Raw genomic sequence first — 14,381 nt, 5'->3', positions numbered from 1 at the left:
GTGGGGCTGTGTCAGGCGCCGGCCACCACCACGCAGTTGCGGCCTCTGTGCTTGGCCTGATAGAGCGCCTTGTCCGCCTGCTTGAGCACGGCACCGAGATCGCTGGCATCTCCCGGCCAGTGGGCGACCCCGAGGGAGATGGTGATGCACCCGGCCTGCCCCATCTCGTGGCCCGCCACCGTCATCCGCAGCCGCTCGGCGATCCGCTCTGCCTGTACCCCGGAGACCCCGGGCAGCAGCAACAGGAACTCCTCGCCACCGCTGCGGCACAGGGCGGCATCGGCACGCAGGTCCTGCTGCATCAGGGTCGCCAGGGAGACGATGACGGCGTCCCCGACGTCGTGGCCGAAGTGGTCATTGATGGTCTTGAAGTGATCGATATCGAGGGCGATGACCGCCAATGGCAGGGACTGCGCCTGATAGTCATCCAGCATCTGCTGCATCGCCCGCCGGTTGAAGAGGCCCGTCATGGGGTCGGTGTGACTGTCGTTGTGCAGCTTGTCGATCTTGGTGTTGAGCAGCCCCAGCCCCTTGAGGATGGCCTGCTTGAGCTGGGCCGCCTCGAAGTACCAGGCGCGGATGCTGGAAATGTTGGAGGCCGCCTCCTGCTGATCCATCAACCTGGCCCGGTTGGCCAGTTGCCGCAGGGGCCGGGAGATGACGGTGGCCGAGAGCCAGATGATGAAGAGGATGAAGAGGGTGACCGGGATCATCCCCTTCAGGATGTCGAGCATCTGCTGATCCAGCCCGGCCAGGGTGGCGTTGCGGGGGCGCTGGGCCACCACCCCCCAGCCAGCCCCGGTCACGGGGGCGAAGCCCGCCAGCATCTCTGTTCCCCGTGTGTTGAGCACGGCTTGTGCCCCTTGCTTCCCTTGCAACACCTCGTCCACCACCGCATTGTCACTTATCTTCTGGCCGATGCGTTTGGGGTCCGGGTGATAGATCAGGGTCTTCTGCCGGTCGACCACGTAGAGGTAGGAGCCATCCTGGTAGTAGTGCTGGCCCAGCAAGCTGGAAAGCACGCTGGCGGACTGCAGGTAGATGCTGCCGGCGACAAAGCCGAGAAAGCGCCTGTCCGCCGAAAACACCGGGTAGGAGAGGCTGATGAGGTAGTTGCCCGAGAGGGAAACGAGAGGGTCCGAGATGAGTGGCTGCTGGCTGGCGAGACTCTGGCGGGCGCTGCGGGAGGTGAGCTTGGCCCCCTTGATCTTCAAGGTCTCGGGGGAGACGGCGACGACGACGGACTCGGTATTCACGACGGCTACCGAGTTGAAGGTGTTGGTGCGCTCGCGCAGCTGGGTCACCTCCTGTTCCAATCCCTTGACGTTGTTGGCCTGCAGCAGCGGCGCCAGCTGAGTGGCGCTGTAGGCAAGCTGCCCCTGGGCCGCGCTCAGCATGGTGTCGGCGGAGGCGGCGAGCTTGGCAGCATAGACCCGGTTGGCCTCCAGGGTACTGTCGATCAGCAGTTGCCTTTGTGCCTGATGGATGGCGTAGAAGCTGTTGCCGAAGGTGGCCAGCACGCCGAGCACGGCCAGGGCCAGGATGAGGCGATGGAGATCAAACCTCAGCAGCCAGTGGGATAGCATTGGAGAAACGAGTCCTTGTCGGTTGGCGCCGAACGCCGGGGCCATGGTGCAATTTTACGGGGGCTGCCCGCTCAAAAGCTACCGTTAATGTGGTTCTCGAACGATTCCATGTCGTGAATGACGGCCATGGCTGCGTCATGATCCTGCACCGCCCTGATCACCCAGGGCGGTGAGAGCGGGATCACCGAGCTCGGCCACCGTCTGCCAGAAGGGGGCGATGAGGGGGTTATCCCCTCCCGGCGGGCGAATGAGGCCGATGATCCAGCTCGCCTCGGCCTCCCCTAAGGGCAGGGTGATCACGTCCGGGTGCTCTATGGTGGTGGAGGAGGGCACCAGGGTCCAGGCGATGCCCGCCGCCGCGGTGGCGATGCCGGCGGCGAAGTCGTTGACGTACTGGATCTCCTGAAACCTCAGTCCGCTCTGTGCCAGGTAGTGCACGAACTGATCGTGGAAGGAGGGGGCCTTGTCCCGGCGCAGGATGGCGAGCGGCTTGTCCAGCAGATCCGCGAGTCCCGTCACCTCCTGGTAGCTGGCGGGCAGCACGGCGACGAAATGGGCGCGCACCACGTGCAGTACTGGCCAGCCCCTGGGGGCGGGCAAGCGGCAGAAGCCGAGATCCAGCCTGCCTTCACTGAGCGCCAGCAACTGGTGATGGGTGGAGAGATCGTTGAGCTCGATGCCGACCCCGGGGCGGCTGGCCCGAAAACGGGCGATGGCGGCGGGCACCAGCAGCTTGGTGGCGACCCCGAAGCCGATGCGCAGGGTGCCACCATTGCCCGCCAGCACATCGCGGGCGGTGCGACCGAGCTGCTCGCTCTGGGCCACTAGGGCGCAGGCATCCCCGTAGAGGGCGCGTCCGAGGGGGGTGAGCCGGGTACTGCTGGCGTTGCGCTCGAACAGCTCGCCGCCAAACGCCACCTCCAGTCGCCGGATCTGTTTGCTCAGGGCCGACTGGGTGATGTGCTGGCGCGCCGCCGCCTGACCGAAGTGCAAGACCTCCCCCAGGGTGACGAAGGCCTTCAGATCCCGCAACTCCATCACGACTCCTTCATTCCTGCTTGGAATATTGAATGGCAAAAATTGTCATTGGACGGAATTCTAGAACTGTTCGATGCTGATGCCAATTCGTTTTGACGCTCGCCAGTGCCCCCAGGGGGAGAGGCGGCACCATCCTCAAGCAGCAGGAGACAAGCCAGATGCACCATCCCAAGTTCAACGACTTCCCCGCGGATTTCCTCTGGGGGGCCGCCTCAGCCGCCTATCAGGTGGAAGGGGCCTGGAACGAAGACGGCAAGGGCCCCTCGGTGTGGGATCTTTTCACCAAGTTGCCGGGCAAGACCTTCGAGGGCAGCAACGGGGACGTGGCGGTAGATCACTACCACAGGGTGGAGGAGGACGTGGCGCTGATGGCCGAGATGGGGCTCAAGGCCTACCGCTTCTCGGTGAGCTGGCCGCGCATCTTCCCCAATGGGCGCGGTGAGGTGAACGAGGCGGGGATCGCCTTCTACGAACGGCTCATCGACGCCCTGCTGGCCCACGGCATCGAGCCTGTGCTGACCCTCTATCACTGGGATCTGCCCCAGGCGCTGCAGGACGAGTACGGCGGCTGGGAAGACAGGCGCATCATCGACGACTTCGAGCGCTACTGCGTGACTCTCTATCAGCGCTTCGCTGGTAAGGTGAAGTACTGGGTGTCCCTCAACGAGCAGAACTACAACCTGACCAACGCCTACCAGCTCGGCACCCATCCGCCCGCAGTGCAGGACAGGAAGCGCTTCTTCGCCGCCAACCACATCGCGTTTCTCGCCAACGCCCGGGTCATCAAGGCGTTCCGCCAGCATGTGCCAAACGGCCTCATCGGCCCGAGCTTCGCGTATTCCCCCGCCTATCCGGCCTCCTGCGCCCCGAGCGACATGCTGGCGTTCGAGAATGCCGAGGAGTTCACCAACCTCTGGTGGCTGGATGCCTACTGCTTCGGTCGCTACCCCCAGGCGGCGCTCGCCTACCTGAGAGAAACCGGTGAGGCACCCGAGATACTGCCAGGGGATCTCGAACTGCTGCGCGAAGGCACCCCCGACTACATAGGCGTCAACTACTACTACACCCTGACCTTCACCGACAATCCCCTCGGCGGTCAGACCATGCAGCGCATCAACACCACGGGGCAGAAGGGCACCACGCCGTCGAGCGGCGTTCCCGGTCTCTACAGGACCACCCCCAACCCGCACCTGGAGACCAGCAACTGGGACTGGGCCATTGATCCCACCGGGATGCGCATCGCCCTGCGTCGCCTCTCGTCCCGCTACGGCCTGCCGCTGATGATCACCGAGAACGGCCTCGGCGAGTTCGACAAGCTGACCGCGGACGGCCGGGTGCAGGATGACTACCGCATCGCCTATCTGCAAAGCCACCTCAAGGCCTGCCAGGAGGCGATGCAGGACGGGGTAGCGCTCATCGGCTACTGCGCCTGGTCCTTCACCGACATCCTGAGCTGGCTCAACGGCTATCAGAAGCGCTACGGCTTCGTCTATGTGGAGCGCGACGAGCAGGGGGGATCGCTGCGCCGCATCAAGAAGGAGAGTTTCCACTGGTACAGCCAGGTGATCGCCTCCGGTGGCAAAACCTTGTAAGGCGCCCAGTGCGCAGCGCATGTTCTGCCAAATGCCAGAAGGCCCCCTCAACTGAGGGGGCCTTCTGTTTTTGTGTTGTTGGCGCAAGGCGGCCTAGATAAACATGCCTCCCGAGGCCTCGATGCGCTGGGCGGTGAGCCAGCGGCAGTCATCGGAGAGCAGGGCGGCGATGGCACCGCCGATGTCGTCGGGCTGGCCGACCCGGCCGAGCGCCGTCTGGCTCGCGATAAAGGCGTTGACTCCCTTGTCGTCGCGCACCACGCCGCCGCCAAAGTCGGTCTCGATGGCGCCGGGGGCCAGCACGTTGACGGCGATGCCGCGGGGGCCCAGCTCCTTGGCCAGATAGTGGGTCAGCACCTCGACGCCCCCCTTCATGGCGGCATAGGCGGCATAACCCGGCATGGCGAAGCGGGTGAGGCCGGTGGAGAGGTTGATGATGCGCCCGCCATCACGAAGCAGCGGTAGCAGCTTCTGGGTCAGGAAGAAGGTCCCCTTGAGGTGGATGTTGAGCAGGGTATCGAACTGCTCCTCCGTGGTCTTCTCGAAGCTGGCACGAATGCCGATCCCGGCGTTGTTGACCAGATAGTCGAACTGAGGACGTTGCCACTCCCGAGTGAGCAGTTGTTTCACCTCCTCTGCGAAGGCGACAAAGGAGGCGCTTACCCCCACATCCAGCGCCAGGGCATGGGCCTGAACCCCGAGCGCCCTGGCCTCGGCCACGACGGCCGCCGCCTCGTCGGCCTGGCTGCGGTAGGTGATGATGAGATCCACCCCCTTGGCCGCGAGGGCGAGGGCGCTGTGTTTGCCGAGGCCACGACTGGCGCCGGTGATGAGGGCGATGGGTCTGGTCATGGTGTGACTCCTGTGGGTGACAAGGGCTCGGTACGAGCCGACCGGATCACTGTATTGTTCCTTTATTGCCGGATAAATAGCGCGATAATGAAATCACTGTTCCGTTTGAAGAGACAATCAGGCCATGGATCAACTGGATGCGATGAAATTGTTCGTGCGGGTCGCCGAACTCGAGAGTTTCACCCGCTGCGCCGAGCAGCTGGGCATCCCCAAGGCGACCCTCTCCGCCGCCATCCGCAGGCTGGAGGAGCGCATGGGCACCCGGCTCCTGCTGCGCACCACCCGGCGGGTGCAGCTCACCACGGATGGCCAGCTCTGCTACGCCAGGTGCCGGGATCTGCTGGCGGACATGGAGGAGTTTAACGGCCTGTTTCGCCAGGGGGGCCAGATCTCGGGGCAGTTGCGGGTGGACATGCCGAGCCGGATGGCGCGCCATCTGGTGATCCCGGCGCTGCCCGCCTTCCTGGCGCAGCACCCCGACTTGCAGCTGATGCTGAGCAGCACGGACCGGCGGGTGGATCTGGTGCGCGACGGCTTCGACTGCGTGGTGCGGGTGGGGGCGCTGGAGCCCTCCAGCCTGGTGGCGCGGCCGCTTGGCCACTATCGCCAGATCAACTGCGCCAGCGCCGCCTACCTGGCCCGTTACGGGGTGCCGCAGACCCTGGCGGATCTGGCCGGGCACCGGCTGGTCCATTATGGGTCGGGGCAGGGACGCAGCGAGCCGGGGTTTGAGTACCAGCTGGAGGATGGCAGCCGCGCCCTCTTGCCGATGGCGGGGGCCCTGATGGTCAACGACAGCGAGACCTACCTGGCGGCGGCGCTGGCGGGGCTTGGTATCATACAGATGCCGAGGGTGGGGGTGGAGGGGCTGCTTGGGCGCGGCGAGCTGGTGAGTCTGTTGCCCCGGTGGCAGGCGCCGCCGCTTCCCATCCACGCCCTCTATGCCCATCGCCGCCAGCTGGCGCCCAGGGTCCAGCTCTTCATCCACTGGCTGGCGGAGCTGCTCGCCAGGGCCCTGGTCGAGGGATCAGAGCCGGCTGCGCCTTGAGCGGTATTCGCTGGGGGAGAGGGCGAATGCCTCCTTGAAGAAGCGGGTGAAGCTGCTCTGGCTGGCAAACCCGAGGCGCCCGCCCACCTCCTGCACCTGCAGGGCTGGGTCTTGCAGCAGCCGGCAGGCCTCCTCACGTCTCACCTGCTCCAGCAGGGCCGAGAAGTGGCACCCCTCCTCGCGCAGGTGGCGGTTGAGGGTCCAGCGAGTCAGCCTGAGAGTCTCGCAGACCCCCGCCAGCAGGGTGGGGGAGTCGACGCTCTCCTGCCAGAGCCGCTGACGGATGAGCCCGAGCACCCGCTCCCTGTAGTGGCTGCTCGGACGCAACAGCCGCATCTGGCTGTCTAGCTCCCCCAGCAGCAGGGGTTGCAGGGGGCCGTTGCAGCCGCCGTGGGCGAGATCGAGCAAGGCCGCGGGGAAACGCAGCTCAAAGCGCTCTCCCCGTTGCAGCCGCTCTCCCAGCCAGGCCCCCAGCTCGCGCCACAGTCTGGGCCGCACCGGAGTGGGCAACACCAGCTGGCCCTGGCCGGGGTGGTAGAACTGCAGCAGGGCATAGAGGTGACCGAGATTGGCCAGGCTACTCATGGCGATCACGTCCGGGTGATCGGACTCCGAATGGTAACTGAGCCTTGCCTCTCCCTCTTCCTCCCGCAGCACTATCCGATCGCACTCGCCGATGAGGGGGCGGTAGGCGAGAAAGAAGTGCAGGGCCTGGCGCAGGGTGGCGGCGTTGCAGCAGAGGCTCGCCAGCGGCAGGTAGTCGGCAAAGAGCCCCGCGAGCGAGGGGGGCGACCACTTGTGGGACATGTCCAGATGGGGGGCGACCCGGGTCAGCAGCCGGAAGTGGCGCTGGGCATCGATCCGCCCCTGGGGGAGCAGCAGCTCTTCTCTGGCAATACCGGCTTCTTGCAGGAGCTGGGCCGGATCCCGGCCCTCTCTCTGCCAGTGGTTGAGGCAGTGCAGGGCTATCCGGTTGGAGACTGTCTTCACGGCGAAAATCCTTGTCGGCGGTGGCCCACCATCATCCGCCAACGGCCATGAATTGCCGTGAGCCAGGTTCGGCTTCATGTTTCAGAAATGTAACCAAGGGTAACCCTGCAACCCTTTTCACACTTTTCGAACTTGCTCCCAACCGGCAATTCCCTGCACCCGCAGGGCAAGTGAGGCGGGCCGATTTTGCATACAGTGGCCATTCCGACACACACAAGGACGATAACAATAATGAAACACCACTCGCTCTCCCGAACCCGCGTCGCCCTCAGCATAGGGGCCCTGCTGCTGGCAGGGTGCAATGACAACGACTCCACCCCCAAGCCGGCGCAGCCCACCCTGGGCCACCGCACCGTCAGCCTGATCGAGCAGGATGGTCTGCAATTCAAGGATCTCGATGGCAGCGGCACCCTGACACCTTATGAAGATTGGCGCCTCGGCGCCGCCGAGCGGGCCCGGGATCTGGTGGGCAGGCTCTCCCTGGCCCAGAAGGCGGGCCTGATGATGCACGGCACCCTGGTGCTGGACGCAGACGGGCGGGTCAACCTCACCGCCATGGACAAGATGTTGCGCGAGGATGGCGTCAATACCTACATCACTCGCATGGCGGGGGATCCGGCGGCCATCGCCGACGACAACAACCGGCTGCAGGCCCTGCTGGAAGGGGTGGGGCTCGGCATCCCCATGACGGTGAGCACGGATCCCCGCAACCACTTCACCCATGATCCCAACGCCACCAGCATAGGCGCCGGGGCCTTCTCCCAGTGGCCCGAGACCTTGGGGCTCGCCGCCATCGGCGATGCCGCCCTGGTGCAGCGATTTGGCGACATCGCCCGTCAGGAGTACAGGGCCGTCGGCATTCACGAGGCCCTCTCTCCCCAGGCGGATCTCGCGACCGAGCCGCGCTGGGGCCGCATCAACGGCACCTTCGGCGAGGACAACCTGCTCGCCAAATCCCTGGTCAAGGCCTACATCGAGGGCTTCCAGCAGGGGAGCGACGGCATAGGCCCGGAGAGCGTGGTCACCGTGGTCAAGCACTTCGCCGGGGCAGGTCCTCAGAAAAACGGCCTGGATGCCCACAACCCCTGGGGCAAGGAGCAGGTCTACCCGGGCGGCCAGTTTGCCTATCACCTGGTGCCCTTCGAGGGGGCCTTCGAGGCCAGGGTGGGGGCAGTGATGCCCTATTACGCCCTGCCCGAGGGGCTGACCTACGAAGGGCAGACCATCGAGGAGGTGGGCTTTGGCTTCAACCGCCAGATCCTCACCGACTTGCTGCGGGGCCACTTCAAGTTCGACGGCGTGGTGCTGAGCGACTGGGGCATCGTCAACGACTGCGACAGCCGCTGCGAGCAGGGGCTGACCCAGGATGAGGTGACGGCGGGCGTCAGCCCCTGGACAGTGCCCTTTGGCATGTCCTGGGGGGTGGAGAAGCTCACCAAGGCCGAACGCTACGCCAAGGCCATCGACGCCGGGGTGGATCAGTTCGGCGGCGTGGAAGATCCCGCTCCCTTGCTGGCGGCGGTGCAGAGCGGCCTGGTGACCGAGGCGGCCATCACCACCTCGGCCGAGCGGATCCTGGAACAGAAGTTCGCCCTGGGACTGTTCGAGAACCCCTATGTGGATACCCAGGCCGCGGTGGCCCTGGTGGGCAAGGCCGAGTTCCAGCAGGAGGCCCAGGCCGCCCAGGCGGCGTCCCACGTGTTGCTGAAGAACGAGGGATCCCTGCTGCCGCTCAAGGCGGACGGCAAGCGGGTCTACCTGCATAACGTCAATGCCGAGGTGGCCGCGGCTAACGGTTACACCGTAGTGACTGAGCTGGCCCAGGCCGATCTCGCCATAGTGCGGGTCAATGCCCCGGGTGAGCAGGATCCCCGTTTCCCGTTTGGCAGCATCCACTTCGGTCAGCTTGATTTTGCCAGCGCCGATCAGGTGGTGCAGGAGACGGCCCACGAGGGGGTCTACCGCGGGGCGGACGAGTACGCCGCCATCCAGAACATCGCGCAGGCCGGGGTGCCCATGGTGCTCTCCGTCTATCTGGACAGGCCCGCCATCCTGACCGAGGTGGCACCGGCAGCCCAGGTGCTGCTCGCCAACTTCGGGGCCCTGGATCAGGCGCTGTTCGACGTCATCATCGGCAAGGTCAAGGCCAGCGGCAAGCTGCCCTTCGAGCTGCCCTCCAGCTGGCAGGCGGTGCAAAACCAGCACCCGGACGTGGCGAAGGACTCCGCGAACCCGCTCTACCCCTATGGTGCCGGTCTGGCCTATTGAGGGCGAGCCCGACATCCATCATCAAGGCGCCTCCGGGCGCCTTTTCCATGGGGATCATCCATGGGGCATAGCTGATTGCCCTGCCCGGGACAGGCGCCGCATCCTTGAGTACCCCACGAGGGGAGGGGCATGGGTCCTTTTTCCGGTTGGAGGATCCCGAGGTTTTGATCCGCGCGATGGTGGGGGCTGCGGGAGAGCGGGTTGTCGCCGATATGCGCGGACTTCTGTTTGGTATCAATGGCCATCGACGGGAACATGTCGGCAATCAGTTCACTGAATACCCTAGCTAAAGATGAGATACGTTCTCAACTGATCCTTGCCATTAATGTCAATGATGTAGTTAATGGGGTGCTATTTGCTCAAAAATGGCAGGCATATAACAAACATTTCAGATCACTGTTAGTTGTTATACTCTTGAGCAGGAGCATATGGAGATGTCAGTGACTGCTATCCGGACTCCTGAAAGCTGCAAATCCAAATAGTAATAAAAAGCAGTGTGAGGTGTACATGTATAATGAACGAACATTCGACCCCAATTTCTTATCTGAAATCGGCCCCGACAAGAATATCAATATCCCCGTTTCTTTTATCCAGGATCTTACCCAGGCTGCGTCACTTCAGGATGTATTGAATGTCATGGCTAATTGGATTTTCTATCTTTTTTCTGCGGAGCGGGCCAGCATAACAATCAAGGAAAATGATACCTCTTTGAAACTTTATTCCGTGATGGGAAGCAATGCCATACCAATGGAATCTCTGGTGCCGATAAAGGGCACTATGGTAGGACGAGTATTTTCAACCAGCATGTTGACCATATGCGATGACCTGAGCCAATCCAGTGATCTGGATTGTAATATATTGTCCCGGTATGGCATGGGGTGTTGCATGGATGCGCCAATGATACAGGGGCTAGGGTGCATAGGGACGCTAAATGTAGCGCATCGGGAGAAAGCCTACTACACCTCTGAACATGCGATAATATTGCAATGTTTGGCGAACTGGCTTGCGCTTAATATAAAGTTGCATCTTCAATTTACCGAGATGGAATTGCAGGCATCGACAGATTACCTGACAGAAACGGCAAACCGAAGGGCCTTCATGAGTGAGGGTGAACGCAGGCTGATGATATCCAAATCGACCAATATACCTCTGGCCATCGGTATACTGGATCTGGATCATTTCAAGAGCCTCAATGACAAATATGGCCATGATGCCGGTGATTACGCCTTGAAAGAAGTCGCTAATGTTGTCAAGAAAAACATGAGAGCCGAGGATATCTTTGCCCGTATTGGTGGTGAAGAATTTGCAATGATTATTACGGGTCACCCTCCTGACAATCATGCAGACTTATTTGATAATATCCGGGCAGTTATTGAGGCACAGGTCATTTATTATGATGGGGCGCCAATAAAATTAACCGCCAGTATAGGTTTTTCATCGCTGCTGCGTCAGGATACAGAATTAAGCTCAATACTCAAACGGGCAGATGATGCGTTGTATGCTGCGAAAAGGAATGGCCGTAACCGGGTTGAATTCAACGATGGATAGCCTCCTCTGCACCGTTCTGGTTATGGTCGGGACATCCTGATATCGGGCTCGCATGAGCGAGAATAGCCGGTTTCTCCCCTGTACCCGTATCATCCCTCCGCTGGTTTGATGGTGCAAAACCAGCATCCGGACGTGGCGAAGGACGCCGAGAGTCCCCCTGTCCCTATGGTGCCGGCCTGTCTATTGACAGGCAAGCGAGGCCATCGACCATCTCCGCTTGGGAAAGCAAAGGGTGATTTCAGCTATTCTCCGATGCATTAAGGGATATCATCCGCGACTGCGGGTGGTGCGCTGGCTGGTCGAAGGCTGTCACCAGCTCTGGAAAAGTGCAGGCACCCGGGTCGATGTGTCGAGAGTGCCGCGCCGGAGCGATATTGAGCACATGTGCGTCATCATGGCGTTTATCACGGTGTGGTTGCGACAACTGTGCGTTATCAGGAGCGCGCAGCGTGGTGAAAAGGGGCTGAGCCCGAACGGCGGGCAGTGGCTGTGATTGAAGGTGGAGAAAACAGCATTACCGGCGGCGACACCGGCCATGCATTGGGTCTGCAGGATGCTGGCCATCCTGGGCGGCAGGAAAGACAGGAAACGAGCGGGAGGCCTCCATCGAAAGGTGATGGGAAGGATGGTTCAAGTTACAAACCATCCTTGAAGGCTAAGAGTGGGCCTTGTCTCTTGTCCACGACGCGTCGTGCTCAAGAGACCGGCCCGGGGCTGGTTTCGTTGGGCCGAAGGCTCGTGCCCGTCAGAGCTGCTTGTAGAAGAACTGGGTCGCTGCCAGGGTGCCGTCGGCGCTCTTGGCGAAGTTCGGGATCTGGCCTGCCTCTTGGTAGCCCAGCTGGCGGTAGAGGGTGGAGGCGATGTCACCGACCCGGGTATCCAGTACCAGCAGGGTGCGCCCGGCCTCGCGGGCTCCTTGCTCCATGGCATTCATGAGGGCGCGGCCCACCCCCTTGCCGCGTGCCTGGCTGTGTACCATCAACTTTTCCACCTCGGCCCTGTGGCCCCCGTTGGCCTTGGTACACAGGGAGAGCTGCAGGGCGCCTACCAGATGGTGCTGATCGAAGGCCACCCAGAGCTTGCGCACTCCGTCGGCCAGCTCCCCTTCGATACCTTGCCAGTACTCCAATCCCCGCTCTTCCTGCAGGGGAGGCAAGAAGCCCACCGAGGCGCCACTGGCCACGCAATCTTGCAGCAGGGTGATCAGCGCAGGCTTGATGCCTCTGGTGCTATCGACCTCAAGGATCTCCATTGAAACTCCTCTTCTTGTATTCCATTGCCAATCAATTCGGGATTAACGGTTCAATCTTGCTCTGTCAGCCGGAGCTAAAAGGCTGTCCACGAGTCATCTCCCTAACGGATCAAGCCCTGCTCTGCCAGCCATTGAAACAGCAGGCGGGAGACCGGCGAGATGTCATCCAGATGGCGGCTGTCCAGCCAGCGTAGCTCGGCGATCTCCGCCGAGGCGGTGGGGCTGCCGTCAGCCTCGCCGGTGTAGCAACGCAGATTGACATTCACCCCTTGCGGCTTGCCGTCGGCCTGGGCGCTGAACTCGCAGGCGAGGCGCAGGGTCTCGGGTTTGAGGCTGACCGCCAGCTCCTCCGCTATCTCGCGCACCAGGGCCGCCTGGTCGCTCTCGCCCGGCTCACGCTTGCCGCCGGGGATGTAGTAGAGGGCCTTGCCGTGGGAGCGGGCACAGAGCAGTTGCCCCTCCTTGAAGGTGAGCCAGGCGAGTTTGTCGATCATGGGGCTGATTCCTCTTGTAGAAGGTGGGCTGACTGCTCGCACAGGGTACGATAGGAGCGGGTCTCCCGCATCTCGGGGCCGAGCCCCAGCCGGGTGGCCAGCGCCAGCAGTTGCTCCCGGTAGACGGGCAGCGCGGTCTCCTCGTCGGTCATGATGGCGGGCTCGGCAAAATCGCCGATCCCGGCAAGGTGATCCACAGTGACGTGGAAGGGGCCAAGGAAGTAGATGCTGCGCCGCTTGTCGATGGTCAGCACCGGCTGGTAGCCCAGGGTGCACACCATGCTGATGGCCTTGTCCGAGTCCGTGATATTGACCGCCTCGCAGCGATCGGGCCCCGGTCCCTTGACGATCCAGAGCCGGATGCCGGAGGGGGCCATGGTGCGGATCACCAGGCTTTTCTGCTCCCTCGCCAGGGCGCGGTCCGCCGTGTCGAAGTAGCAGTCCTGCTCATGATTGTCCGCCACTATCACCTCGGGGCCGAGGGACTCGAGGGCACGGAGGAAGGCCGCGCTATCCGCCAGGCGGTATTTGAACTCCACCTCGAAGCGACCCTGAAAATGTGTGGTCATGGCTCGGCACCGGCACCCAAACGGAAAATGAATAGGGCAGACTAGCAAAAGCGCGGGGCTCGCCCAAGCACCGGGATCACAGCCTGGCGCCGACTGCTCTCTTTATGACCATCTGGTGAGGGAAAATCCGCCCTGGTGCACAGCTTGCGGCCGGGCAACTGGGCGCCGCCTGGGGGCTGTGCTCTAATAAGCTCCCTCTTTGGCGGTAGTGCTGCCGCCCTGAACATCGACAACGAGGCGGCGGCCCGGGCCGCGCCAATGGAGCCACAGATGCAGATCACCAGATTGAACCGCTTTATCGGATTGGGGGTGGCGGGCAACTTCGCCGGCCATCTGGAGCAGGCAGGGGAGGCGGCAGATTTCGTCGCCGTCAAGGTCGCGGACAAGGTTGCCCCCAAGGCGCTGTTCCCCTTCTATGTGCCGGATCATCCGGGCCAGCTCGGCGTCTTCCCATTGAGCGGTGAAGCCATCTTCCTGCCAGAGGCGGCGGTGAGCGGTGACGAGAAGGTGCAAATCGAACCCGAGGTGGCGCTCTGGTGCGAGCTGGAGTACGCAGGGGAGCAGGTGGTGGCCATCCATCCCAAGGCGTTTGGCGCCTACAACGACTGCTCCATCCGTCGCCCCAACGCCAAAAAGATCAGCGAGAAGAAGAACTGGGGGGAGGAGAGCAAGGGACTGGCCGCGAGCCTGCTGCCGCTGTCCCACTTCGGCGCCGGGTGCGAGCTAGACGACTATCGCATCGCCTGCTACCTGGGACGGAATGGCGAGCTGCATCCCTATGGGGTTGACAGTGCGGCGGTGGATTACAGCTACTTCCATCGGCAGCTGCTCGACTGGGCCATCGACAAGTTCAACCATCAGCAGGATGAGGGCCCGGCCGAGCATATCCAGGGGCTGCTGGCCCAGGCGGGGCAACCGGCCCATGCGCTCATCAGCATAGGGGCCACCCGCTACACCCCCTTCGGCGAGACCCACTTCCTCGCGCCTGGTGACACTTCCTGCGTGGTGGTCTACCCGGCCAGCCGTTACGGCGAGGCGGATATTCGCGAAGCCATTCGCTGCCGCACCTTTGGCCCGGATGTCTCTGCCCTGTTGCAGGCGGTCAGGGTTCGCTGATCTCTTCCTTCCCCCGCGCCCGTGGGGG

Annotated in this window: 12 protein-coding genes; 5 read left to right on the top strand and 7 right to left on the bottom strand. The window is 62.8% G+C overall.

All coding sequences use genetic code 11. The features are described 5' to 3' along the window. Positions 1–11 precede the first annotated feature (11 nt). Together ACB039_RS02685 and ACB039_RS02680 are read right to left on the bottom strand one after the other, a co-directional pair. The gene (locus tag ACB039_RS02685) at positions 12–1,586 is read right to left on the bottom strand and encodes a diguanylate cyclase (RefSeq protein ID WP_371165075.1); all 1,575 of its coding nucleotides are present in this window, start codon (positions 1,584–1,586) and stop codon (positions 12–14) included. Between the two features lie 135 nt (positions 1,587–1,721). Then, complete coding sequence (locus tag ACB039_RS02680) at positions 1,722–2,624, bottom strand: LysR family transcriptional regulator (protein WP_371165074.1); 903 nt, start codon at positions 2,622–2,624, stop codon at positions 1,722–1,724. A gap of 158 nt (positions 2,625–2,782) precedes the next feature. On the opposite strand from ACB039_RS02680, the gene ACB039_RS02675 reads away from it, so the two are divergent. Further along, entirely contained in the window at positions 2,783–4,216 is a 1,434-nt protein-coding gene (locus ACB039_RS02675; RefSeq protein ID WP_371165073.1) for a glycoside hydrolase family 1 protein, read from the top strand. 93 nt (positions 4,217–4,309) lie between these two features. Here the strand turns inward: ACB039_RS02675 and ACB039_RS02670 are convergent, their stop codons facing one another. Beyond that, positions 4,310–5,068 (bottom strand): SDR family NAD(P)-dependent oxidoreductase, encoded by a 759-nt coding sequence (locus ACB039_RS02670; RefSeq protein ID WP_005332063.1) that lies wholly within the window; start codon positions 5,066–5,068, stop codon positions 4,310–4,312. A gap of 124 nt (positions 5,069–5,192) precedes the next feature. On the opposite strand from ACB039_RS02670, the gene ACB039_RS02665 reads away from it, so the two are divergent. After that, on the top strand, positions 5,193–6,116 hold the full coding sequence (locus ACB039_RS02665) for a LysR family transcriptional regulator (protein WP_005332061.1): 924 nt from the start codon (positions 5,193–5,195) through the stop codon (positions 6,114–6,116). On the opposite strand, the gene ACB039_RS02660 is transcribed toward ACB039_RS02665, so the two are convergent. Continuing rightward, a complete protein-coding gene (locus ACB039_RS02660) occupies positions 6,096–7,106 on the bottom strand; it encodes an AraC family transcriptional regulator (protein WP_005332060.1) in 1,011 nt (336 codons plus the stop codon). The genes ACB039_RS02665 and ACB039_RS02660 overlap by 21 nt on opposite strands. Positions 7,107–7,337: 231 nt before the next feature. On the opposite strand from ACB039_RS02660, the gene ACB039_RS02655 reads away from it, so the two are divergent. Beyond that, complete coding sequence (locus tag ACB039_RS02655; protein ID WP_371165072.1) at positions 7,338–9,374, top strand: glycoside hydrolase family 3 protein; 2,037 nt, start codon at positions 7,338–7,340, stop codon at positions 9,372–9,374. Positions 9,375–9,881: 507 nt separating this feature from the next. Beyond that, complete coding sequence (locus ACB039_RS02650) at positions 9,882–10,922, top strand: diguanylate cyclase (protein ID WP_371165071.1); 1,041 nt, start codon at positions 9,882–9,884, stop codon at positions 10,920–10,922. A gap of 745 nt (positions 10,923–11,667) precedes the next feature. On the opposite strand, the gene ACB039_RS02645 is transcribed toward ACB039_RS02650, so the two are convergent. The 3 genes from ACB039_RS02645 to ACB039_RS02635 all read right to left on the bottom strand — a co-directional run bounded on the left by ACB039_RS02645 (position 11,668) and on the right by ACB039_RS02635 (position 13,237). Further along, complete coding sequence (locus ACB039_RS02645) at positions 11,668–12,174, bottom strand: GNAT family N-acetyltransferase (protein WP_042648525.1); 507 nt, start codon at positions 12,172–12,174, stop codon at positions 11,668–11,670. A 101-nt stretch (positions 12,175–12,275) separates the two neighbouring features. Further along, the gene (locus ACB039_RS02640; RefSeq protein WP_263686329.1) at positions 12,276–12,668 is read right to left on the bottom strand and encodes an NUDIX domain-containing protein; all 393 of its coding nucleotides are present in this window, start codon (positions 12,666–12,668) and stop codon (positions 12,276–12,278) included. After that, complete coding sequence (locus ACB039_RS02635) at positions 12,665–13,237, bottom strand: class IV adenylate cyclase (RefSeq protein ID WP_371165070.1); 573 nt, start codon at positions 13,235–13,237, stop codon at positions 12,665–12,667. The genes ACB039_RS02640 and ACB039_RS02635 overlap by 4 nt, the downstream gene beginning before the upstream one ends. 270 nt (positions 13,238–13,507) lie before the next feature. Here ACB039_RS02635 and ACB039_RS02630 point away from each other — a divergent pair, with 270 nt between their 5' ends. Continuing rightward, positions 13,508–14,353, top strand: coding sequence for a DUF5718 family protein (locus ACB039_RS02630; RefSeq protein WP_371165069.1), 846 nt, complete (start codon positions 13,508–13,510; stop codon positions 14,351–14,353). The last annotated feature ends 28 nt before the right edge of the window (positions 14,354–14,381 follow it).

The organism is Aeromonas sp. S2(2024) (assembly GCF_041402505.1).
GTDB classification, from domain to species: Bacteria; Pseudomonadota; Gammaproteobacteria; order Enterobacterales; family Aeromonadaceae; genus Aeromonas; species Aeromonas media.
This window is presented reverse-complemented; position numbering and strand designations above follow the sequence as displayed.

What these genes read in the sequence shown, in the direction of transcription:
- ACB039_RS02685 (WP_371165075.1), bottom strand. Translation starts at nt 1,586, where the DNA reads ATGCTATCCCACTGGCTGCTGAGGTTTGATCTCCATCGCCTCATCCTG.
- ACB039_RS02680 (WP_371165074.1), bottom strand. Translation starts at nt 2,624, where the DNA reads ATGGAGTTGCGGGATCTGAAGGCCTTCGTCACCCTGGGGGAGGTCTTG.
- ACB039_RS02675 (WP_371165073.1), top strand. Translation starts at nt 2,783, where the DNA reads ATGCACCATCCCAAGTTCAACGACTTCCCCGCGGATTTCCTCTGGGGG.
- ACB039_RS02670 (WP_005332063.1), bottom strand. Translation starts at nt 5,068, where the DNA reads ATGACCAGACCCATCGCCCTCATCACCGGCGCCAGTCGTGGCCTCGGC.
- ACB039_RS02665 (WP_005332061.1), top strand. Translation starts at nt 5,193, where the DNA reads ATGGATCAACTGGATGCGATGAAATTGTTCGTGCGGGTCGCCGAACTC.
- ACB039_RS02655 (WP_371165072.1), top strand. Translation starts at nt 7,338, where the DNA reads ATGAAACACCACTCGCTCTCCCGAACCCGCGTCGCCCTCAGCATAGGG.
- ACB039_RS02650 (WP_371165071.1), top strand. Translation starts at nt 9,882, where the DNA reads ATGTATAATGAACGAACATTCGACCCCAATTTCTTATCTGAAATCGGC.
- ACB039_RS02645 (WP_042648525.1), bottom strand. Translation starts at nt 12,174, where the DNA reads ATGGAGATCCTTGAGGTCGATAGCACCAGAGGCATCAAGCCTGCGCTG.
- ACB039_RS02640 (WP_263686329.1), bottom strand. Translation starts at nt 12,668, where the DNA reads ATGATCGACAAACTCGCCTGGCTCACCTTCAAGGAGGGGCAACTGCTC.
- ACB039_RS02635 (WP_371165070.1), bottom strand. Translation starts at nt 13,237, where the DNA reads ATGACCACACATTTTCAGGGTCGCTTCGAGGTGGAGTTCAAATACCGC.
- ACB039_RS02630 (WP_371165069.1), top strand. Translation starts at nt 13,508, where the DNA reads ATGCAGATCACCAGATTGAACCGCTTTATCGGATTGGGGGTGGCGGGC.